The 21701-nt window shown below is 36.1% G+C and carries 20 protein-coding genes; 3 read left to right on the top strand and 17 right to left on the bottom strand.

What is annotated here, in order from left to right; all coding sequences use genetic code 11:
• Nucleotides 1-56: 56 nt before the first annotated feature.
• The 17 genes from BUA03_RS01730 to BUA03_RS01650 form a co-directional block, all read right to left on the bottom strand.
• Nucleotides 57-2366 (bottom strand): penicillin-binding protein 1A, encoded by a 2310-nt coding sequence (locus BUA03_RS01730; protein ID WP_066079130.1) that lies wholly within the window; start codon nt 2364-2366, stop codon nt 57-59.
• Between the two features lie 9 nt (nt 2367-2375).
• Complete coding sequence (locus BUA03_RS01725; protein WP_066079133.1) at nt 2376-2855, bottom strand: gliding motility lipoprotein GldH; 480 nt, start codon at nt 2853-2855, stop codon at nt 2376-2378.
• Nucleotides 2839-4095, bottom strand: coding sequence for a PSP1 domain-containing protein (locus tag BUA03_RS01720; protein ID WP_066079136.1), 1257 nt, complete (start codon nt 4093-4095; stop codon nt 2839-2841). Before BUA03_RS01720 ends, BUA03_RS01725 begins: the two co-directional genes overlap by 17 nt.
• A 185-nt stretch (nt 4096-4280) precedes the next feature.
• A complete protein-coding gene (locus BUA03_RS01715) occupies nt 4281-4511 on the bottom strand; it encodes a ferredoxin (RefSeq protein ID WP_066079143.1) in 231 nt (76 codons plus the stop codon).
• Complete coding sequence (locus tag BUA03_RS01710) at nt 4511-5746, bottom strand: peptidase U32 family protein (RefSeq protein ID WP_066079146.1); 1236 nt, start codon at nt 5744-5746, stop codon at nt 4511-4513. The genes BUA03_RS01715 and BUA03_RS01710 overlap by 1 nt, the downstream gene beginning before the upstream one ends.
• Before the next feature lie 68 nt (nt 5747-5814).
• A complete protein-coding gene (gene trhO / locus BUA03_RS01705; RefSeq protein ID WP_066079149.1) occupies nt 5815-7182 on the bottom strand; it encodes an oxygen-dependent tRNA uridine(34) hydroxylase TrhO in 1368 nt (455 codons plus the stop codon).
• A gap of 371 nt (nt 7183-7553) precedes the next feature.
• Nucleotides 7554-8345, bottom strand: coding sequence for a DUF6503 family protein (locus tag BUA03_RS01700; RefSeq protein ID WP_066079152.1), 792 nt, complete (start codon nt 8343-8345; stop codon nt 7554-7556).
• A gap of 179 nt (nt 8346-8524) precedes the next feature.
• Nucleotides 8525-9037 (bottom strand): hypothetical protein, encoded by a 513-nt coding sequence (locus tag BUA03_RS01695; RefSeq protein ID WP_066079582.1) that lies wholly within the window; start codon nt 9035-9037, stop codon nt 8525-8527.
• A gap of 182 nt (nt 9038-9219) precedes the next feature.
• On the bottom strand, nt 9220-10200 hold the full coding sequence (locus BUA03_RS01690; protein WP_082854312.1) for a phosphatidylserine decarboxylase: 981 nt from the start codon (nt 10198-10200) through the stop codon (nt 9220-9222).
• A 667-nt stretch (nt 10201-10867) separates the two neighbouring features.
• The gene (locus tag BUA03_RS01685) at nt 10868-11278 is read right to left on the bottom strand and encodes a BrxA/BrxB family bacilliredoxin (RefSeq protein WP_066079156.1); all 411 of its coding nucleotides are present in this window, start codon (nt 11276-11278) and stop codon (nt 10868-10870) included.
• A gap of 87 nt (nt 11279-11365) precedes the next feature.
• Nucleotides 11366-12547, bottom strand: coding sequence for a lycopene cyclase family protein (locus tag BUA03_RS01680; protein WP_066079159.1), 1182 nt, complete (start codon nt 12545-12547; stop codon nt 11366-11368).
• Nucleotides 12548-12608: 61 nt separating this feature from the next.
• A complete protein-coding gene (locus BUA03_RS01675; protein WP_066079162.1) occupies nt 12609-13094 on the bottom strand; it encodes a fasciclin domain-containing protein in 486 nt (161 codons plus the stop codon).
• A 339-nt stretch (nt 13095-13433) separates the two neighbouring features.
• Entirely contained in the window at nt 13434-15695 is a 2262-nt protein-coding gene (locus tag BUA03_RS01670) for a TonB-dependent receptor (protein ID WP_317041080.1), read from the bottom strand.
• Nucleotides 15696-15850: 155 nt separating this feature from the next.
• Nucleotides 15851-17062: a hypothetical protein gene (locus tag BUA03_RS01665; RefSeq protein WP_066079172.1), complete on the bottom strand. Its 1212-nt coding sequence runs from the start codon at nt 17060-17062 to the stop codon at nt 15851-15853.
• Nucleotides 17063-17093: 31 nt separating this feature from the next.
• Complete coding sequence (locus BUA03_RS01660; RefSeq protein ID WP_066079176.1) at nt 17094-17711, bottom strand: hypothetical protein; 618 nt, start codon at nt 17709-17711, stop codon at nt 17094-17096.
• 285 nt (nt 17712-17996) lie between these two features.
• Nucleotides 17997-19238 carry a GTP-binding protein gene (locus tag BUA03_RS01655; protein ID WP_066079179.1) on the bottom strand — a complete coding sequence of 414 codons (1242 nt, stop codon included), beginning with the start codon at nt 19236-19238 and terminating at the stop codon, nt 17997-17999.
• Nucleotides 19235-19591, bottom strand: coding sequence for a MerC domain-containing protein (locus BUA03_RS01650; protein ID WP_066079181.1), 357 nt, complete (start codon nt 19589-19591; stop codon nt 19235-19237). Before BUA03_RS01650 ends, BUA03_RS01655 begins: the two co-directional genes overlap by 4 nt.
• Nucleotides 19592-19680: 89 nt before the next feature.
• On the opposite strand from BUA03_RS01650, the gene BUA03_RS01645 reads away from it, so the two are divergent.
• The 3 genes from BUA03_RS01645 to BUA03_RS01635 all read left to right on the top strand — a co-directional run bounded on the left by BUA03_RS01645 (nt 19681) and on the right by BUA03_RS01635 (nt 21698).
• Nucleotides 19681-20064 carry a Fur family transcriptional regulator gene (locus BUA03_RS01645; protein WP_066079184.1) on the top strand — a complete coding sequence of 128 codons (384 nt, stop codon included), beginning with the start codon at nt 19681-19683 and terminating at the stop codon, nt 20062-20064.
• 165 nt (nt 20065-20229) lie between these two features.
• Complete coding sequence (locus tag BUA03_RS01640; RefSeq protein ID WP_066079588.1) at nt 20230-20877, top strand: metal-dependent transcriptional regulator; 648 nt, start codon at nt 20230-20232, stop codon at nt 20875-20877.
• 2 nt (nt 20878-20879) lie between these two features.
• Nucleotides 20880-21698 carry a ZIP family metal transporter gene (locus BUA03_RS01635; protein WP_066079187.1) on the top strand — a complete coding sequence of 273 codons (819 nt, stop codon included), beginning with the start codon at nt 20880-20882 and terminating at the stop codon, nt 21696-21698.
• Nucleotides 21699-21701: the final 3 nt, after the last annotated feature.

The raw sequence follows: 21701 nt of genomic DNA, 5'->3' as shown, positions 1-21701 counted from the left end.
AAGATCAAATTATTTGTTGAAATTCCTCCGTATTTTGGCTGCGAGAAGTAGGGAGTTTATAATTCAAATTCATCAGTGTTCTGCTCTACAGCAGTGGTGTCTATTACTTTTTTAGCAACGTAACAGTCTACTTTTATAGAAAGATTTACAGGCCTTTCAAAGGTCCCCTTGGAAACTTTAAGGGCAGTATCAGCATAACATAATTTCATAAAATAACCCCAAACTGGCAGTGCTGCTGTAGCTCCCTGACCGTAGGTAATGCTTTTAAAACGAGCCGAACGATCCTCGCATCCTACCCAAACTCCTGTGACAAGATTAGGAACCATTCCCATAAACCAACCATCGGATTGGTTTTGTGTTGTACCTGTTTTTCCTGCAATAGGGTTTTTGAATTGGTATGGATACCCAGTCCAACGGTTGTCTCCGCTTCCGCCACCAGTGGTTCGCAAACGATCTCCCGATCCACCTTCGGTTACACCTTCAAGCAATTTGACAACTGCGTAAGCGATATCTTTATTTAAAACATCATGCGACTCAGGGATTGGTTCGTAGATGATCACGCCACTTTTATCTTCAATTTTAGATATGAACTGCGGTTTCATGTAAACCCCTTGATTAGCGAAAGTGCTGTAAGCAGCAACCATGTCTTCAACCGTTATTTCTACTGCTCCTAAAGCAATGGATGGTTGCAAAGGAATTTCAGATTTCACCCCTAATTTATGCGCTAGATCAACTACAGCTTCTGGTCCTACCTTATCCATCAATTTGGCAGATATGGTGTTAATAGAGTTGGCTAAACCCCTTTTCAAGGTTACCATTCCGCGGTACCTGTTATCTGAATTTTTTGGTTCCCAATCTTCGGTGACGTTATGACGACCTTTGCGAATCATAAAAGGGCCATCAATAATCGAGTCACAAGGGGACATATTGAGTTGCTCGATGGCCGTTGCGTAAACGAATGGTTTGAATGTTGAGCCCACTTGTCTCGCTCCTTGTCCTACGTGATCGTATTGGAAATATTTATAGTTAATTCCGCCTACCCATGCCTTTATATTTCCCGTTTGTGGTTCCATGGCCATTAATCCAGATTGTAAAAAGTGTTTGTAGTAGCGGATAGAATCTAAGGGTGTCATAATGGTGTCTTTTTCTCCTTTCCAAGAAAAAACAGTCATGTTTGTTTTTTCGCTGAACGATTTTACAATTTCCTCATCGGTTTTATCCATTGATTTCATTACTGCCCAGCGATTGGATGATTTGATGGCTTGATTTAAGATTCGTTGTGTTTCTACCGCAGAAATATTTACAAAAGGAGCATTTTTATTGTCTTTAGATTGCTTGAAAAATTCTTCTTGAAGGTTCGCCATGTGCGATGTAACGGCTTCTTCTGCATGCAACTGCATTCTAGAATCTATAGTGGTGTAGATTTTTAAACCATCTTTGTAAATATCATAATCTGAGCCATCTGATTTTTTATTCTCTTCCGCCCACTTTTTCATGTAATCACGAAGGTATTCTCTAAAATAGGTTGCCGTTCCGTCTTTATGCGTTTCTAATTTGAAGTTTAATTTGATCGGTAAGCTTTGTAGTCGTTCTTTTTCCTCATTCGAAATTATTTTTCCTTTTTCCAGTTGTAAAAGCACGACATTTCTTCGGTTTTTTACGCCTTCTGGGTTTCGTATTGGATTGTATAAGCCTGAGTTTTTAAACATTCCTACCAATATAGCAGACTCACTTATTGTAAGGTCTTTTGGTTCTTTTGAAAAATAAGTTTTTGCTGCGGAACTTACTCCAACCGAATTATTTCCAAAATCATAGACATTGCAATACATGGCAATAATTTCATTTTTAGTATACTGTCTTTCTAATCGGATGGCAATGATCCATTCTTTTATTTTTTGAACAATTCTAAAAGGTAAAAATTTCGATCCTTCCCCGTGGAATAATTGTTTGGCTAATTGCTGTGTCAATGTACTCGCACCACCGCTAGTTCCTAAACTCGAAATAGCTCTTAAAGTACCTCTTCCGTCAATGCCGGAATGTTCGTAAAAACGAGCGTCTTCCGTGGCAATTAATGCTTGTACTAAGTTTTTTGGCAAGTCTGAATACTTTAGCTGCGATCTGTTTTTTTCGAAATATTTACCGATCACGACTCCGTCAGCGGAAATAACTTCAGTAGCTAAATTGGAATCGGGATTTTCTAAATCTTCAAAGGAAGGCATGGAGCCAAAGATTCCCCAAGAAGCAAATAAGAAAAACAAACCGACGCTTCCTAAGCCTATAAAGAATATTTTCCAAAATTTCTTTTGGTAGTGTGTAATGTCTTTTCCATTACCTCTTGCTGGGTTATTATTTTTTTTGATAGCCATAATACTATTTTATTCTTTTTTTTCTATTCTAAAACCGACTTCGGTAATTCCATCTAGCGCTTTTACGCCAGAAACTTTACCGTTTTCTCTAACCGCTTGCTTGATGTGAACCTTGTACTTAGAGCGGAACCTAACATTTTCTTTATAAAAGAGTTTACTTTCTTTAATATCTGAAAATCCTTCTCCTAATAAGGTTCCTTGCGGATCTGCCATTTGGTATTCTAGAGTGTCCACTTTTGTAAAACCATTTGGTAATTCCAAAGCCACAATTAAAAACAAATTATTGTACTGATAATCATTGTTCGCTCTTAAATTGATAAATAAATCATATCGTTTTGTCGAGTCCAGTTCTGGTAAATTGAAGATTACAATACTGTCTTTGTGCCAAGTAGGTCCAACAGACTTATATTGGTCAAAAACTCTTTTTTTATCACATGAAGAAAAGAGGATTACAAGCAAAAGAAGTAAAGCGCTATTTTTTATCCACATTTTTAGTAATAATTATTGGTTTTCTTGGCTCCGTGGGCTTCTTGTCATGTGGAGTCTGACGGTTATTGTTTGCCGGTTTATTGTTGTTAGCTACAATAGTATTTTCGCCTGCAGGTTTGCGTTTTTTATTTGGTTTCTTCTTTGCTTTAGGTTGATCAAAACGAGTCAAGCTTTCTTGTCCCATGGCATTATTGAAGTTTTTCTCTGGCTCTACAAGAATCTCTATTGCAAAATCTTCTAATGAAGAAACTTTGTTTTTTAGTTTATTTTCTGCAACAATTTCTTTGACTTGGTCAATTTTCAAGACGTGCCAATTTGCAAAATTATTGGTGTAAGCAAACCACATTAATCCTTTGAATATGTCTTGCTTTTGACAAATAGCATCTCCTTTTTCCGTGACTAATTTGGTTTCAAAATCTGGAAAATCTTTCAGCGCATCCATGTAAGTATCTAACTCATAGTTCAAACAACATTTTAATTTCCCACACTGTCCAGCCAGTTTTTGCGGGTTCAAAGACAGTTGTTGGTAGCGTGCTGCCGAAGTATTTACACTTCTAAAATCCGTTAACCAAGTAGAACAGCATAATTCTCTACCGCAAGAACCTATTCCCCCTAAACGAGCTGCTTCCTGGCGGAAACCTACTTGTTTCATCTCAATTCTGGTGCTGAATTCCTTTGCAAAATCTTTAATTAAGGCACGAAAATCAATTCTGTCATTTGCTGTATAGTAAAAAGTAGCTTTTGATCCATCACCTTGAAATTCGATATCTGAAATTTTCATTTCTAGTTTTTGAGCAATCGCTAATTCCCGCGCTCTAACTTTCATCGGCTCTTCTTTATCGCGAGCAGTAGACCAAATGTCAATGTCTTTTTGAGATGCTTTTCTGTAGATTTTTGGAACTTCATTACTCAAATGATTTACTCCCTTTTTCTTCATTTGAATTTTTACTAATTCACCTGTTAGCGTAACAATTCCTATATCGTGACCGGGTGAGGCAACCGTAGCAACAATGTCTCCCATGCTTAAAGTCAGTTTCTCGGTATTGCGATAAAACTCTTTTCTACCGTTTTTAAAGCGAACTTCAACACAGTCAAAAGGAGCTTCGCCATTAGGCAAACTCATATTAGAAAGCCAATCGAAAACCGTTAATTTATTGCAGCTATCGGTGCCGCAAGTCCCATTATTTTTACAACCCTTAGGTGCGCCACCATCAGAAGTTGAACAACTTGTACATGCCATAATCTTATATGTAGTGTTGCGACGAGCACAACTTAAGTTCTTAAAATGTTTAATGTGTAAAGATAGTATTTTTTAATTTTACGGCACAACGCCTATCTGAACCAATAAATCATAAATTTTTTATAAAAAACCCATTACGATCGACGTCGTAATCGGTTGGTTTTTAATATACAATGGCTGGTAATCTAAGTTTCTTTCACCTGAATTATTTTTACGGGACACGCTTTGGCGGCAAGTTCACAACTTGCGGTTATGGTATGATCGGGTGATTTCAAAGTGTAAAATCCTTTGCTATTTACACTTTTAAGCAACACTGATTTCCCATCTTTTTTTGACATTTGAAACTGAACGGGTGCCATCTCTACACAATAATTACAGCCAATGCATTTATCCCTTTGCAGTGTTATAATAACCATTAAGCCTCAACAATTTTATATAATTTGTCTGATGTTCTGATACGAAACGGCAATTTCAACGTGCAATCGTCTCCCTTCGTAGCTTTTTTAGCAACGGTATCATTCACATACATTTCCTTTATGACCATTTCTTGAGCGCCAGTGCTCGGTCCTGTAACTAAAATTTTATCTCCAATTTTTATATCGTAGGCTTCAATTTTAAATTGTCCAATGGCTGCTTTTGGAAAAAAATGCATTCCTTTTCCTATATACACTTTTTTCTGTGTCGCCAGCGATCCCGAAACATCGCTCCATTCGCCTAATTCCTGTCCAAGATAATATCCTGACCAGAAACCGCGATTGTAAACGGTGTTTAAAGTTTCCATCCAAAGCGTTATTTTTTCTTTGGAAAAACTTCCATTATAATAGCTATCAATAGCGTCCCTATACGTTTTTATTACTGTGGCAACATATTCGGGCGCACGACCGCGACCTTCAATTTTCAAAACCTGAATACCAGAATCGATCACTTGGTCTAATAAATCAAGTGTGCATAAATCTTTAGGTGACATAAGATATTCATTGTCTACTTCGATTTCAAAACCCGTTTCCTGATCGATAACGGTATATTTTTTACGACAATTTTGTTTACAAGCACCGCGATTTGCTGATGAATTATTCGAGTGTAAACTCAAATAACATTTGCCTGAAACCGCCATGCATAAAGCACCATGCCCAAAAATTTCGATTTCAACTAAATTGCCACTTGGTCCCTTAATTGCTTCTTTTTTGATTTGTTCGGTTATGCTTTTCACTTGACGTAAACTCAGTTCGCGGCTCAAAACCATAGTGTCAGCAAAAAGACTGTAGAATTTTATGGTTTCGATATTGGTTACATTCAGTTGTGTCGAAATATGGACTTCCATACCTATGCCTCTTGCCATCGCGATGACGGCTTGGTCAGAAGCAATGACTGCGGTGATCTTGGCTTGTTTGGCTCTATTTAATAAGGTTTTAACCACTGATAGATCGTGATCATAGATGATGGTGTTCAACGTAAGATAACTTCTTACGTTTTTTTCTTGACAACGTTTAGCGATTTCGGTTAAGTCATCCATGGTGAAATTCACAGAGGCTCTGGCTCTCATGTTTAGTTGTTCCACGCCAAAATAAACGGAATCGGCACCATTGTCTAAACCAGCTTGCAGCGACTCAAAGTTTCCAGCCGGAGCCATGAGTTCGATTTTTTGTGTCATTTTATGTTGCGTTACGCTTTATCAAAGTTCAAAACTTTGATAAAATTGATGGTTGAATTTTTGGAAAACTATGTTAAGATTTTATATAATTTATCAGACAATCGGATTCTAAATGGTAATCTGAAAGTACATGTATCTCCTGAAAAGGCTTTTTCTTGAACTAAATCATTTACCAGCATTTCTTCGATTACTATTTTTTGTTCGCCAGTTGTGGAACCTTTGATTAGAATCGTATCGCCAATTTTGATCTCATTTTCTTCAATTAAAAACTGACCGATACTTGGTTTTGGAAAAAAATGAGTTCCTTTCCCGATGTATTGTTTTTTAATTTTCACCTCTTTTTTAATGCCAGTTCTAGCGTTTTTCGATGGTTTTTCAGCTACAAAAACCCCATGCGTTTCCTCGTTGTTTTTGAACGTCAAAACGTCTGATTTTCCTTTTTTGAAGATCATATTGCCGTTTTTTACACCTCTTCGAATCGCTTTTTGTTCTTCTTCTGGCAAATGAATAACAGTGACACATTCTGTAGAGCAGCAGCCTTCCATTTTTTCTTTGCAAGAATCACATTGGATAAAAAGTAAATGACAGCCTTCGTTTGCGCAATTGGTATGGACGTCGCAAGGTGCGCCGCATTGATGGCATTGTGAAACGATATCGTCTGTAATTCTTTCGCCCAAGCGGTGATCGAAAACAAAATTTTTCCCAATGAATTTACTTTCTAAACCTTCGGCTTTTACTTGTCGGGTGTATTCTATAATCCCGCCTTCCAGTTGGTACACGTTTTCAAAACCTTTGTGTTTGAAATAAGCACTGGCTTTTTCACAGCGTATTCCGCCGGTGCAATACATCAACAGTTTTTTATCATGCTTGTGGTCTGCAAGTTGTTCCTCGATGATAGGTAAGCTTTCACGGAAAGTATCCACATCTGGTTTGATAGCTTGCCTAAAATGCCCAATTTCACTTTCATAATGATTGCGCATATCTACCACAACTGTATTGGGATCTTCTAGCAAGTCGTTAAATTCTTTTGCTTTAAGGTGAATCCCTATGTTAGTCACATCAAATGTTTCGTCCACTAATCCGTCAGCCACAATCTTGTCACGTACTTTAACAGTCAGTTTCAAAAAAGAATGGTCGTCATGTTCCACGGCTATATTTAATCGGATTCCTTTCATGAAATCATACACTTCGATAGTATCTTTAAACGCGTAAAAATGATCCGCAGGCAAGGACAATTGGGCGTTAATTCCCTCACTGGCTACATAAATTCGGCCTAGAACCTCAAGAGGATTCCACGCCAGGAATAATTCGTTACGAAATTGTGTTGGATTTGAGATTTGCGCATAAGCATAGAAAGACAGCGTAAGACGTTGTTTTCCGGCATCATCAATCATGATGGCTCTTTCTTCTGCGCTTAAGGTGTTGTACAGTTGCATGCTATAAACAGTTTAAGTTGAGAAATATATTTTTTGCAAAAATAGGTAAAAAGGTTCAGAGGAGCAAAGTTTTCAAGGAACTAAGGTTTACAATCATCAACACTGTAGGTTTAATTTGCCTTACTGTCTTGATGGTTTAATTTTCTTGGAGCTTCTTCCAGCTTTTCGCTATATCTCTTGTTTTCGCTAGCGCTACAACAAGAGGATGCCGCTGCAATCTGGGCTAGGGTAGTTGGGATTAATCGAATATTTTGCTCTTATGTCGTTATTCTTTTGTAATAGAAATTGCCGCTTGGTGCGTGTTTTCAGAGTGTTCTTCCTTTTTCTGAATGATAAATTCTTAAGGGTCGTAGATTTTGCAATTCAGTTGCTTACTTGTGATTATTAACGACATTCTCCGTCAGTATTTGAGATACTTCTTTTAGTTTTCCTTGTTCGTATAATTCAGGTAAGTCTTTCAAAGAAGTTTGCAAAGGGGCTTCATAATTAATGTAATCCTGAAAAATTACGCCACCAATTACTCGCGTGTTAAAGGCCACTCTAAAGCGTACACCGCCCTTATTCACTCGGTAATTATATGCCAAGTATTCCATTTTGTGCGTGTCTTTGTTTATCCAGTATTGATATTCATCATCAAAGTCTTTTCCGCCACCATCTTGACCAAAAGTGACGCTTATTGCATCGTACTTCTTTCCATTGATTGTGGTTTCTTCAATAAATTTTTTGTTTACGGAAATATCTTGAAGCTTGTGGGGAAGCGTTGCAAAATAAATAACCGAATTCAAAGATTCAGAGTATTTTTCAGCATCTTCTTTACTTAAAGTTTGTAAAGTGCTGTTGATTGTTCTTTCAAATTTATCAGGAGTTAGCATGTCTTTAATCAGCGAATCTCTCTTTTGAATTTCAGAAGAATACGTATAAGTAGCTCCGTTATTCTCAAAACGATATTTTTTTCCTCTAAAAATGAAGGAGTAATCGGCAGTTTTATATAATTTTCCGCCGTGCGCCTCGATAGCTTGATTAATTATAGAATCTGCTTTTGAGAATTTTTTTTCAGTTACAAGGGTGTCGTTGTTGCCAGTTGCTTCATTAATATCCTTTTTCTTGTTACAAGAGAATAAAAGTACCGTCAAAACGCAAAGCAATATTAGATTTTTTTTCATTTTTTAAAAGTATCAAATTTTATGAAGAACAGTCATACTATTTTTAGGTTTTACAAAATCTTTACTTAACCATTATTCCTTTCTGATTTTAAGAGAATGACTTAGAAATGAATTTTGCGCTGGTTGGAGTTCCGTATTCTGATTATTGGTAGTGTCTAGCAAGCAAGGAGATTTGGTCTTTACTTTTGCTTTTCTTCTTCAACAATTAATTTCAAAGAATTGATATAATCGGTATCAAATTCTATGACTCTTATTTTGCTTGGCTTAAAACTCATTTCGCCTTCAAATTTTCCTTCGGTTCCTAAAAAGTCTATTACGACCTCTTCCTCATCCATTTCTATGAGTTTACCAAGATAAAGTGCCTTTTCAGACTTCGTTGCAATGTGAAAAATCTCATATCTACTTGCTACAAAATAGATAATGGAAAACACGTCTTTAAGCGGAATTATTTCGGAGGCGCTTGTTTTTAATCCTTTTAGTTTAATTACTCTTTCGGTAAATTCGTGATCTTTATCTTGGATAATGGCCTTTACATTTTTGTTTTTCAATATGGTGTAACCATCAATTATAAAATCGACAGGGTTATTTTTAAGTAAGATCCAATCTTCAGTCCAATCAATTAGAAAGCCGCTAAAAATTTCTTTTTTGTCGTCAAACTCTATTGTAATCAATTGCCGTAGGTATTTGTCCATGCTGTTTTTTTTTAATTTCCGAAAGCGGTTTGCCACTACCAGTCGTTTTTGGAATCGTCTCGATAAAAGGAAGTCGCTGCCTTTTACTTGTTCATTTTAAAGGTAAATGTAAGGATTTAATAGATTTGTTTTAGTGTCAATGGGAATGTGTTCGAAGTTGGGAGACTTTGTATAGCGGGAAATTAGGGTCTAATCATCGAAACACCAATTCTTTCTCCTACTTTGACGGAAGTTTCATGTCCTTTTAAAGTATTAAGTAAGAGATCGGCATCGATACGGATTTTATTTTTTTCAAACAGCAGCACTACCGTGGATCCCCCGAATTTGAAATACCCTTTCTCGTCCCCTTTATTTACAAAATCTCCTTTATGAGTCTGGACTATACTTCCTACCATAGTTGCGCCTACTTCGGCTATGACAACATCGCCAAACAAAGGGTTTGTAACGATTGTAAATTCTCTTTTGTTTAAACAAAATATTTCAGTCATTTTGCGTAAAGCAAGTGGGTTAACTGAATAATACTCACCATCAATCCGAGTGTTTGATGAAACGCTTCCGCTAATGGGAAAATGAAAACGATGGTAATCGGCAGGAGCAAGCCGAATAATCACCAAGCCACCATTAATATATTTTTTAGCAAGTGTAGCATTATTTAAAAACGATAAAATGTCGAAGCGGTACCCTTTGATAATAAAATCGCTGTTGCTGATGTCGGCATAGGCCAATATTTTTCCATCCGCCGGCGATACTGTACTAGTTGCCGTGGTATCGATTGGTCTGGCATTATTCTTTAATTTCCGGGTAAAGAAATCGTTGAAAGAGTTGAAGTCTTGTTTCTGAAAGGAGCTCCTGTCGATATCAAATTCTGCAATAAAGGGTTGTATTTTTTTAGTCGATGAAGGACGATCCATCATTGCGCCATAAAGAGAAGAAACCAACTTTCTTTTAACTAGTGTCCACAATGTTGCTTCACCTACAGGATTATTATACAACCAAACCAGCCACTTTTCTGCGGCCACTTTTTCTGTTTTTAATACCCCAGTTTCCCTATCATAATATTGGATGGGAGCTTGTGGCGGCACCGGATAAAAAGCCAATAAGGCAATGATTACCAATAGTAACAAAATGATACCCCAGCTTTTTTTAGTTTTTGTAATTTTCATGCTTGCCTTTCCTTTTTATTTCTGGTGGTTATGCAGTCAAAATTTTTCTGCCAACGTTTCGTTCTCTTTTTCCTCGGTTTGGAATTATTCTCTCCATATGCTTATGCAAAGATAACGCGGATTTTTAATTCACACCTGTAAAGATTGACACGTGTTTACTTTAGTATCTAAATATGGAAGTATGCTATTTAAAAATATTTTTTTTTTGTGGCTACGTTTTGAGGGAAAATCGGAATCTATTAGCAAAGATTTACAAACAAACTCCACAAGGTTCGGGAGATTCTAAGTTTATGTTTGCTTCAAGTGAAATATGCTCTTGGGGGTTTATCACATCAATTCCAAGTATAAATAACGTACTAATAAAAAGAATTTTCATGATTATTCGTTTCAAATTTGCACATAAAGTGTAGATTCCACCAAATATAGACTTCTTTTTGGCACTAAATGGTATTTGGTAAGTTGATTAGTAAAACGGAGTTATAGCAGAGGGTCGTAGGAATTATCAAGGATAGTAATTTTAATCCAGACCATTTCTAGCCCTGATTACAGTGAAAATCCTTTTTTATCCGCTTCTTTAGCGGGAAAAAAGATTGCAACGGAAAGCAGGAAACAGCTCCAAATAAAAAAACCACGAATGAACGTGGTTTTAGTTTGACTCTTTTTTAGATTAGCAATACTCGTTGAAAGCATCTTTCAAGTTTTCAGCAATTAACTCAGCTGGGCGACCTTCAATGTGGTGACGCTCTAGCATGTGGACTAATTCTCCATTTTTGAATAAAGCCATACTTGGCGATGATGGAGGAAAAGGGAACATGTGGTGTCTTGCAGCATCGACTGCATCTTTGTCAACTCCTGCAAAAACCGTGATTAAATGATCTGGTTTTTTACCACCTTCTAAACTCATTTTTGCTCCTGGACGTGCATTTCTTGCAGCACAACCACAAACCGAATTCACCACCACAAGGGTTGTTCCTTCTAATTTCATTGCATTTTCTACTGCCTCAGCACTATGTAAATCTTGAAAACCGGCAGTCGTTAGTTCCGCTTGCATTGGTTTTACCATTTCTTCTGGATACATATCTTTTTTATTTTAAATAAATACTGTTTTGATTTGCAAAGTTACAAAGTTTACTTTCAAGAAATGACGTAGCATTATAAAGTTTTGTTATAGTTTCATTGTTTTAAAAATCACATGAAAAATAGCTTTAATAAATAGTGTTCTAGGACATTTTAAAATCACTTTAATATCTTCTATAATTGAAGTTTCTTCATCTAGAAACTTAAAAATCAAGTTGGAATTGCCTTTTTTGAACATTGAAGAAAAGATGTGAGAACCCAATTCATTCTTTCGGTCTAAAATATCTAATAGTAGGAGATCATAAAACCAGAATTTGCTTCTTTTATGAAATTTTCTAAAGTCGGTTTCCCTTTGCAAAAAGGCCACAAGTTCAGATGATTTTTTATCAGAATTTTTAAAAGTATAGCCCGTACTTGCTTTGGTCCATCCGCCAGAAGTCCCTATGTTCAGTACGTTTTTTGTATTCGCCTCCCAAAAAGGATAACACGTCATGGGAATGCTGCCTTGTTCTTTCTCTACGATTTCATACTTTGTGATACCCAATTTTTCGATGTAGCGCTGGATCTCGTTTTCGTACTCTTCTTTTTTTAAATGCTGGTGCGAAAACAAGGTGTATTCTAATAACGCTTCTGTTTTAGATGTTGGTAATACGTACATAAAACGGGTATTCCCTTTTTGCTCCACTGAAAAATCCATGAAAGTAGCTTGCTCTGGATTAAAAAGTGGCTGTTCGCTTTTGATAAACCAGCCAATAAAATGCTGCTGAAGCAAAGGATATTTAGTCTGACTTGCGGCTTTTTGGTTGTTATAAACGCTATTGAATAATTTGGAACACGAAAAACTATCCTTTTCAGTTTGTATCAGAATTATGGTCTCTGATTCTTCGATGGCCATTACTTTCTGATGGAGGAAAGTGATGTTGTCTTGTTTGGAAAGCAAATCAAACACTTGGTTGTAAAAATCGAGCCCTTTTACCATATTGTATTGATACGGTTTCAAGTGTAAATCGCGGCGAAAATTTTCATTGGCAAACAATGCTAAATCCCATTTTTTAGAGATAGATGGTTCCCAAACGGAGACCTGCGTTTTCCAAAAACACCACGTTCTGTCATTCGTTTTTTTGGTATTTTCGTCCAATAACAAAATACGGCTATCGGCAAATGAGCCGGATTGTACCATTTTATATACGGTCATCAAAGCCGATAATCCTGCGCCGGTAAAAATATAATCGTAATGTTTCACATTGCAAATATAATTTTTTAGAAGCATTTTTAAAAGAATAAACCACGCTTTGACGTGGTTTATTAATCAATCATAAAGTAAGAAAATACTATTTGTGCATTAAAACAGTGTCGATTACATGAATTAAACCATTGGATGCGTTTAAATCTACAGCCGTAATTGTAGCAACTCCGCCCTTCTCGTCGGTAACAATCACATTTTTACCTTTCAATGACGCTGTTAATGTTCCGCCTTGAAATGTCGTTAAAACAGCTTTATCTTTTCCTGCTTCTATAGCTGCAACAACTGCTTTGCTATCAATTTTACCAGCAACAACATGATAAGTTAGAATACCTTGCAGTGTTTTTAAATTTGCGGGCTCTAATAAACTGTCAACTGTGCCTGCAGGTAATTTATCAAAAGCAGCATTCGTAGGTGCAAAAAAGGTAAACGGTCCTGTTCCCGATAAAGTCTCTGCTAAACCTGCAGCTGTAACAGCAGCTACTAATGTGGTGTGGTCTGCAGAACCTACAGCTACTTCTACTACATTTTGTGCAAAAGAGCTAAAACCAGTAAAAAGTGCAATTGCTAGAATTGCTGACGATAATTTTTTTTTGTTTTCATAAGGTGTTTGTTTTTGATAAAATTACGGTGGTTCTAAAACGTACTAATGACAGTTTGTATAAGTTTAACTACCGTTTACTCTTAATTTCTCAAACTTTTAAATTTTAAATCACTGATTTACAGTTATACCATAAGTGATTACGCTGTTTTTCTAGATTGTATTTTTGTTAAAATCGCAACTAATTAATAAAAAACAATGCAACAGTATCGCTTTTATACTTCTTTTTTTTACTAAAAAACCTTCAAATTATAAGATGAATAATTAAAAATTAATAGTTTAGCTTTAAAATGAAGTTCCAAAACAGGAATTTTAATCAATATGATACCTAAGCCCAACAAACATTCGTATTCCCTGATTGGGTCCATAAGCATAAGTGGGATCGAATGTCAGCGCATAAGGATTATCAGCAGTTGGCACAACATTACCGCTAGGATCAAATTGCACATTTTTGTCAAAAGGATCATTTGCTCGCGCAATCAAAAAAGGATTACTGCGATTGGGTGTCCAATCTAACAAGTTTTTTACACCAATGTAGATTTCCAAATTATGGATCTTTTTATACGTAAATTGGATATTTTGAATACTAAACGGTCTTGAAATTTCACGTCGAGGATCAAGTGCGCCAAGAAGCGGTAAACGCATTGGGCCAGTCAGGTTTCCTGTATAATCAACAGCTAAAAACCATGACGGGATTTCATAACTTATCGCCCAGTTTACCGAGAATTTTTCAGTAAATAAAGGCACAAACTTTTGGTCGTCCTGTTCAGTTATTGGATCAAAATAACTAGCGCCAACGGTTGCTTTTAAGCCAAATGGTGTAATCCAATCTACATTGGAACTAAGCCCAAAAATTCTAGAATAACCATTCAAATTATCATAAATAATCTGATTGGGGTTCAAATCATAATTAGCAAAAATCCTATTTGTAAAATACGTGTACCAAGAAGAAAGTTCTACATTAATGACACCAGCATTTGTTATATTGTATTTTTTTAAATAATTCAAATTTAAATTATACGACGTTTCGGGTTCTAGATTAGAAGTTAAAATCACCTCTCTTGCTCCTGATAACGCTTGATGATCCTCCGTAAAAAGGTTCACTACTCTAAAACCTGTTCCGAAATTTAAACGTATTATGTCACTTGTAGATGGTTTGTATTTAAAGGCAAAACGCGGCGTGACGATAGAGCCATGCGCCGAATTGTAATCATATCGCAGTCCAAGCAGTGCACTTGTTTTCTCAGAAAAAGTGATTTCATCTTGTGCAAAGGCACTGTAAATTTTAGAATGATCAGAGGTGGATGTAGCTGGCGTATTATCATTGTAAAATTGGTATCGAAATGCGCTTCCAAAAAGCACCGAGTGATTATTCCAATTTTTATCCCATAGCAGTTGCCCAAAAGCAATTTTTTGATTGGCTAGAAACGTTGAATTACCATAGACAGAATTTTGGTCGTGACCAATTACTGAAAATTGGAAATACATTTTTTCACGAACAGGAAGTTCATATTTTCCCAGAAATTCATACCGAGAAGTATAGATACTTTCACCATATACATCACTTCCGCCTCTAAAACTTTTGTTCCATTGCATTTCGCCGCCCCAACGATCTTCATATAAATACCGCGAAACCAAACTAAACTCTTTTTGAGATTTTCTATTGAAATTTAATTTGCTAAAAATCGAAAAGCGATTCTGTAAGGAGAGATCAGTAAAGTTGTCATTGTTATTATCAATTGGATTGTTGTACGTAAAATAATTTACTCCAATTAGCGCATCTACGTTTTTACCGAAATTTGCTCTGTAACCCAAATCAATATTAGTTTCCAACCACGAAGTTGAAAAAACATCAGCGGTAAAAACAGGAACTGTTTTTGGTCTTTTAGTTATTATGTTTATTAATCCGCCCACCGCTTCGCTGCCGTACAAAGTTGAAGCAGCGCCTTTCACAACTTCAATTCTATCGATCATAGAATTGGGGATTCCTGACAAACCATAAACCGTTCCAAGGGCACTAACTATAGGCATACCATCAATAGTTACCATCGTGTACGGACCATCTAGTCCATTGATGCGGATGTCGCCAGTATTACAAACATTACAATTATTTTGTGGTCGCAAGCCATTCACATTTTGTAACGCATCAAAGATATTTGCAGTTGGGTTTTGTTTTAAAAAGGTTGTCGTTATTATTTCTACAGGCACAGGATTTTCTAATCTTCTTACCGGTTTTAGGGTTCCAGAGATTACCACCTCGTTTAATAGATTCTCAGCACTTGAAAGTTCAAAATCTAAAATCGGGTTTTCGTTTATTGAAACTGTTATATTCTTTTTTAAAGTTTCAAAACCAGTTGCTACAATTTGAATTTTATAATTTCCCTGCGGAATATTCTCGATTGTGTAATGCCCTAAACTATCGGTTTGGGTTGTGTACTTTGTTCCAATCAAAAAAACACGTGCCTCTGACACTTGCTTTTTATCAGATGAAATAAATCCTGAAAGACTCGCTTTTTCTTGGCTGTAGCCAAAATGAACCGTCAAGAAAATAAACATGGCGTATAAGTTTTCCACTGTACTTAAATTAAATTTAGACAAAGCTAAAAATTTATTTTAGATTTACAATATTAAATTGTATCATGACGTAGCACGTAGCTACATTTATTTTTTGTGATAAAAAAAAAGACATGCATTACTGCATGCCTTTTATTTAGCAATGAACTAAATTTTTAGTGATTACCACTGTTTTCAAAACCCATGATAGTCAATCTAAATGGAGTGTTGGAAACTTTTATCTTTTTAACATCAGCACTATTCTTGATATTAAGCACTTGCAACTCACCTGTTGTTGGGGCAGTAATATAGATGAAACGTTGTGAAAATTCCATTTGAGGTTTTTGTTTAGAATCTTTGGCAGTTGCAGCTATTACATTTCTATCGCTAGAAGCAATCGCAAGCGAGGATAAATCAAACGAAATAAAATTTCCAGAATGCAACAAGATCCCCAATTTTGTGTTATCATAACTAGCTTTACACTGCATGATATCAGCACTTTCAAAAATTGGTCTCACTGTTTTGGTAAGTACATTTATCAAATAGGCGCCTTTAGAACCAGTGTAACCTACAAATTTTCCTTTTTCAGCTGTTTCTAATATTGTTCCGAACCAAATTGTCCCGAAACCCTCTGGGTGAGCAATTAATTCTTGCTTTCCTTTGTTATCAACTACTAAAATACCGCTAGCCGATCCAAAAACACAGTACTCTCCATCAGTAGCATTACCGTGAATACCTCTGGTTGCGATAGTAGAAGCAAAAAGTTCTTTTCCCGTTTTATCAATAATTTTTACACGCTCTGGTAACGCACCTGGAATTGAATTATCTTTTTCGGTAATAGCATAAGTACCGTTAGAAAAAACAGCCATTGCACCATGATGTGCTCTTAATCCCGCATTTACAGTTGTCATTTTTGCAGCAGTTGAGTGAACTGCTGACTCGTTTCCAATAGATAATGTGCCATCTCCATCATTAAAAGTTAGTATTTCGCCTAGTTTACTTTTAAAGTGAGTCGGTTTAGAGGAAGTGCCAGTTAATGCGCCAAATTTTGGTGTGCCTTTGATATCTACGTGATCGCCATGAAACTCTAAACCTGTATCAAAAGTTTGAGTTAAGTCATTGTCTCTATGTAAAATTGCAGCAAAACGTCCTGAATCAGTAGTGTATATAGCTGATTTTGGAAAACTAGCCTGAAAAGATGTAGTTGTACTTAGAAAAGGATTTACTAAAGTCAAAGCAGTGCTCGTTTCATCAGATACTAAAATGCGCAAATGTTTGTATTCTGTAAGTGCTTCGTCAACTGTTGCAGGTGCATCGTCATTAGAACAGGATTGAAAAAAAATAGATAGGGTAAGAAGCAATAAAATGCGGGATAAAGTAATTTTCATTTTTTAATATTTAAATTTAATTGAAGTTTTTTTATTCTACGGTGATATTAAAATCTACTGCGATATCTGTAGCGCCACCAGCGTTAGTTATATCGCCACTAGCCACATTTAAACCGTTTTTGTTAGGACCGTGTCGCAAACTTATGCGCAATAGGCCTGAAGCAGCGGTGGTAGTTTTAAATACAGACTGCAATCCTAGAGGTTTGCCCTTGCTGTCAAAGTTAGATTTGGTATCGGCATACTTTAGTGGATTAAGATTGCCTGTAGTTTGATAAAACATTTGATGTTCTAACGCTTCTTCAATAATCTCAGGAGTGATATCAATAGCGGGATTTGCTAAATCATCTCTAAATGTTATTACGCCATTATAGGTTTTTGATTGGTCAAAAGGGCTACTTACTGTAATAACAGGAGCGTTTGCACCTTCGCCATCTAAGTCCTTAAATTCAAGAGTCACACTTTTTCCAGCTGTAGTAGGAGTAAAGACGAGTCTAACCGTTGTAATGAATTCGCCTTCATTTACTGGCGAAAGTTCAATGTTTTCATCGTTAGTACAAGAGGAGAAGGTTACCATGACTAACAATAACAAGCTACATATTGTAGCGTTTTTGCAGAGTGAAATTTTAATTTTCTTACTTTGAAATTTCATTATTTTTAATATTTTTTTGAATTGAGTTTGTCCATTAAACCCAGATAATTTTGAATAGAAACTTGTTTTATTTTGCTAATGCAATTAAGTTGCAAATATAAAAATATTATTCATTAACGCAATAATGTTGCATTAAAATTATAATGAAAAAAGAGTTTAATTCTTGGGTTACTTTTTAAGCTATTGATATTTGTGTTTAATTACTTTAAAAAAAAACGATTCATCATGACAATGAACCGTTTCAACACCCAATAATTAACCAAAACGATCGGGATTTATAAATTTTTACACTTCATTAAATACAACTGTTGCTGCATCGGTGTGGTGTGCTCTTGCAATTGGGAATGAATCTTTACTCGAGAAAAAGCCATCTTGTAAATCCATAATCTCATCTGGGTTACAAAGGCATTTTTCGAGTTGTTGTCGGATTAATTTTTCTTCCATTTTCAGTCCTATAAATACGATTTCGTTCAAGCGGTCGCCAAAATTTGCAGTCCATCGTTCTTCAATAATATCTTGGAATTCGACAAAATTGTTGAAAGTCATTCGTTCTCCTAGCGGCATACTTGCCCACCAAACGCCTGCTCCTTCGGCTTTCATAGACCCACCTGCTTGACTCCAGTTTATGGCTTGTTCTGGTCGAGAAGCAATCCAGCACAATCCTTTACTTCGAATGATGTTTTGCGGAAAATCAGCGGTGATGAACTGCCAAAAACGGTGTGGATGCAATGGTCGTTCGTCTCTAAAAACAAACGAAGAAATACCATATTCCTCGGTTTCAGGCGTGTGAATTCCTTCCAGTTCTTGCATCCAACCAGCCGAGGATTCCGCTTCTTCATAGTTGAATAATTTTGTATTTAATATTTCACTTGGCGATACTTTTCCAAGAATTGAGGTGACAATTTTTGCCACAGGATTTAACTTAGTAATCGATGCTTTTAAAAGGGATAAATCTTTTTCACTAACTAAGTCGGTTTTGTTCAAGATAATAACATTGGCAAATTCAATTTGATCCACTAGTAAATTCACAATTGTACGGTTGTCATTTTCAATGTCAGATACTTTTCGATCTTGGAGGGTTTGGGCTGAGCCAAAATCTTTAAAAAAGTTAAATGCGTCCACTACAGTTACCATTGTGTCGATGTAACTAAAACGGGATAAATCAATATTTTCCTCTTCATTGACAAATGAAAAAGTTTGCGCCACAGGAATGGGTTCACTGATTCCAGAACTTTCAATTAGTAAATAGTCAAACCTGTTTTCTTTGGCTAATTTTTCGACTTCCATCATTAAATCTTCACGCAAAGTACAGCATATACAACCATTGCTCATTTCTACCAAACGCTCTTCAGTACGCGATAAAGTATTTTCTGCTTTTATCAAGTTGGCATCAATATTCACTTCGCTCATATCGTTTACGATTACAGCCACTTTCAGTCCTTCTTTGTTGTGAAGAATGTGATTGAGCAAGGTGGTTTTGCCTGCACCAAGGAAGCCTGATAATACCGTTACGGGTAATTTTTTCATAGGGACTTATTTTTATGATTTTTATAATTGAGTAGATGCCCAATTATCATCCCTATTCCACCAACTAATATAAGTTCGGTATGCAAGTCAAAAAGCAATTCTACAATAACACTCGTAATTATTAGAATAATAGAAAATATTAAAATGCATTTTACCCTATTAGTAGCTGGGCTCATCAGAACTTTTGAGACCACAAACATTCCAATGCACGCAAAAATGGCATCGATAAAAGCATTGTCCGAAAATCCAAAAGGAATTACAGTCAAAATCGGAAACACAATACAATGCAACAAACACAAAGTTGCGCTTGAAATACCTAAAATATCATACGGCTTGGTTGTACTGTTCTTCATTTCTTGTATATTTGCTTAATGCAATTGTGTTGCAAATATATAATTATTTTTATTAATGCAACACAGTTGCGTTTTATTTTTATGTGATTATGAAAACTACTCGAAATACCACCGCAAAAACCACCATTTTAGAAATTATTAAACATTCAGATGTGGCTTTATCGCATACTGAAATTCAGACTTTAAGCAACAATATATGTGACCGAGTTACTATTTACAGGGTTTTAGATCGCTTAGTGGGAGAAGATGTAATTCATAAAATTGTAAATTTAGACGGAACGATAAAATATGCGAGTTGCCATCATGTTCATAATGACGCAGAGCATACCCACAATCACATTCATTTTAGTTGTGAGAAATGTCACTTAGTAACGTGCTTAGAAAATGTCGAGCCTACTTTTAAGCTACCACCCAATTATCAGGTTAAAGAAGTCAATTTTACGCTTTCAGGTTTTTGTCCGAACTGTTTATAGTTATTTATTTATTTTTTAGACCGGACTAAAAAAATATTTTTGGTATTCTTTTTTGTTTATATTTGTTGCTGTAATTGTGCTGCAATTTTAATTGATTAATAATTGGCGCAATACATTTTATATTCTACATCATCATGTGGTGTAGGGGAAATATCAAAACACACTATGACTTTTTCAGAAGAAAATTATCTCAAAACCATTTATCATCTCACAGCGGTTTCGGACACTGATGTCAGTACTAATTCCATTGCTGAAAAAATGGAGACAAAAGCATCATCTGTTACCGATATGCTTAAGAAATTAGCCGAAAAAGAGTTGGTTAATTACGTGAAATACCAAGGTGTTTCTCTTACCGAGAAAGGACAATTAGCGGCAAAAATGATTGTTAGAAAGCACCGACTTTGGGAAACTTTTTTAGTCGAAAAACTAGATTTTTCATGGGATGAAGTACACGATCTTGCGGAACAACTGGAGCATATTAAATCGGAAAAATTAATCAATAAGTTGGATAATTTTTTAGGAAATCCTACTGAAGATCCTCATGGAGATGCTATTCCCGATGCTAGTGGAAGAATCACAAAAATAGAAAAACAGCTACTTTCTGAAGTGGAGAAAAACCGAGTTGGGATTTGTGTGGGAGTAAAAGACACTTCTTCTGATTTTCTAAAATATTTAGACAAGCAAGAAATCGCTTTGGGTTCCCAAATTGAAATTATAGAAAAAGAAAGTTTTGATTCCTCTTTTAGAATTCGGGTGGGAACCAAAGAAATAACGATTTCAAATAAAATAGCCAGTAATTTATATATCAAGTAATTATGTATCAATCAATAGTTGATTATTTCACGAGTATTGACCCAATATTAGCCGCTTTGTATGCGAGTTTGTTCACTTGGTTTCTTACTGCTTTAGGAGCTTCTTTTGTTTTTATGTTTAAAACCATGAACCGAACGGTGCTTGATGGAATGCTCGGTTTTACAGGGGGCGTTATGGTGGCCGCGAGTTTCTGGAGTTTATTGGCTCCAGCCATAGAAATGACAGGGGGTGAAGGTTTTGCAAAGGTGTTGCCTGCAGCTTTTGGTTTTTTTCTTGGTGCGTTATTTATTTTTGGAATTGATAAAGTATTGCCCCACATTCACATCAATTTTAAAGTTAGTGAAGGAATCAAATCCCCTTGGCAACGAACTACATTGCTGGTTTCGGCTATTACGCTGCACAATATTCCAGAAGGTCTGGCTGTTGGAGTTCTTTTTGGAGGGGTAGCCGCAGGTATTCCAGAAGCTTCTATTGCGGGAGCTGTTACTTTAGCGATTGGAATTGGAATTCAAAATTTTCCCGAAGGGATTGCGGTTGCTATGCCGTTGCGACGCATGGGAATGAGTAGATGGAAAAGTTTTATGTACGGACAATCCTCCGCTTTGGTAGAGCCGGTTGCAGCTGTTTTAGGGGCTTTTGCAGTTACCTTTTTTACGCCAATTTTACCCTACGCTTTAGCTTTTGCCGCAGGAGCCATGATTTTTGTAGTGGTTGAAGAAGTAATCCCAGAAACACAACAAGATAAAAACACAGATATTGCTACGCTCGGATTCGTTGGTGGCTTCATCGTGATGATGGTTTTGGATGTGGCTTTAGGCTAGAAA

Source organism: Flavobacterium fryxellicola (assembly GCF_900143245.1).
GTDB lineage: Bacteria > Bacteroidota > Bacteroidia > Flavobacteriales > Flavobacteriaceae > Flavobacterium > Flavobacterium fryxellicola.
Note: the sequence above shows the minus strand (reverse complement) of the source record. Positions and strands in the feature narration are given on the sequence as shown.

What these genes read in the sequence shown, in the direction of transcription:
- BUA03_RS01730 (WP_066079130.1), bottom strand. Translation starts at nt 2,366, where the DNA reads ATGGCTATCAAAAAAAATAATAACCCAGCAAGAGGTAATGGAAAAGAC.
- BUA03_RS01725 (WP_066079133.1), bottom strand. Translation starts at nt 2,855, where the DNA reads ATGTGGATAAAAAATAGCGCTTTACTTCTTTTGCTTGTAATCCTCTTT.
- BUA03_RS01720 (WP_066079136.1), bottom strand. Translation starts at nt 4,095, where the DNA reads ATGGCATGTACAAGTTGTTCAACTTCTGATGGTGGCGCACCTAAGGGT.
- BUA03_RS01715 (WP_066079143.1), bottom strand. Translation starts at nt 4,511, where the DNA reads ATGGTTATTATAACACTGCAAAGGGATAAATGCATTGGCTGTAATTAT.
- BUA03_RS01710 (WP_066079146.1), bottom strand. Translation starts at nt 5,746, where the DNA reads ATGACACAAAAAATCGAACTCATGGCTCCGGCTGGAAACTTTGAGTCG.
- trhO (WP_066079149.1), bottom strand. Translation starts at nt 7,182, where the DNA reads ATGCAACTGTACAACACCTTAAGCGCAGAAGAAAGAGCCATCATGATT.
- BUA03_RS01700 (WP_066079152.1), bottom strand. Translation starts at nt 8,345, where the DNA reads ATGAAAAAAAATCTAATATTGCTTTGCGTTTTGACGGTACTTTTATTC.
- BUA03_RS01695 (WP_066079582.1), bottom strand. Translation starts at nt 9,037, where the DNA reads ATGGACAAATACCTACGGCAATTGATTACAATAGAGTTTGACGACAAA.
- BUA03_RS01690 (WP_082854312.1), bottom strand. Translation starts at nt 10,200, where the DNA reads ATGAAAATTACAAAAACTAAAAAAAGCTGGGGTATCATTTTGTTACTA.
- BUA03_RS01685 (WP_066079156.1), bottom strand. Translation starts at nt 11,278, where the DNA reads ATGTATCCAGAAGAAATGGTAAAACCAATGCAAGCGGAACTAACGACT.
- BUA03_RS01680 (WP_066079159.1), bottom strand. Translation starts at nt 12,547, where the DNA reads ATGCTTCTAAAAAATTATATTTGCAATGTGAAACATTACGATTATATT.
- BUA03_RS01665 (WP_066079172.1), bottom strand. Translation starts at nt 17,062, where the DNA reads ATGAAAATTACTTTATCCCGCATTTTATTGCTTCTTACCCTATCTATT.
- BUA03_RS01660 (WP_066079176.1), bottom strand. Translation starts at nt 17,711, where the DNA reads ATGAAATTTCAAAGTAAGAAAATTAAAATTTCACTCTGCAAAAACGCT.
- BUA03_RS01655 (WP_066079179.1), bottom strand. Translation starts at nt 19,238, where the DNA reads ATGAAAAAATTACCCGTAACGGTATTATCAGGCTTCCTTGGTGCAGGC.
- BUA03_RS01650 (WP_066079181.1), bottom strand. Translation starts at nt 19,591, where the DNA reads ATGAAGAACAGTACAACCAAGCCGTATGATATTTTAGGTATTTCAAGC.
- BUA03_RS01645 (WP_066079184.1), top strand. Translation starts at nt 19,681, where the DNA reads ATGAAAACTACTCGAAATACCACCGCAAAAACCACCATTTTAGAAATT.
- BUA03_RS01640 (WP_066079588.1), top strand. Translation starts at nt 20,230, where the DNA reads ATGACTTTTTCAGAAGAAAATTATCTCAAAACCATTTATCATCTCACA.
- BUA03_RS01635 (WP_066079187.1), top strand. Translation starts at nt 20,880, where the DNA reads ATGTATCAATCAATAGTTGATTATTTCACGAGTATTGACCCAATATTA.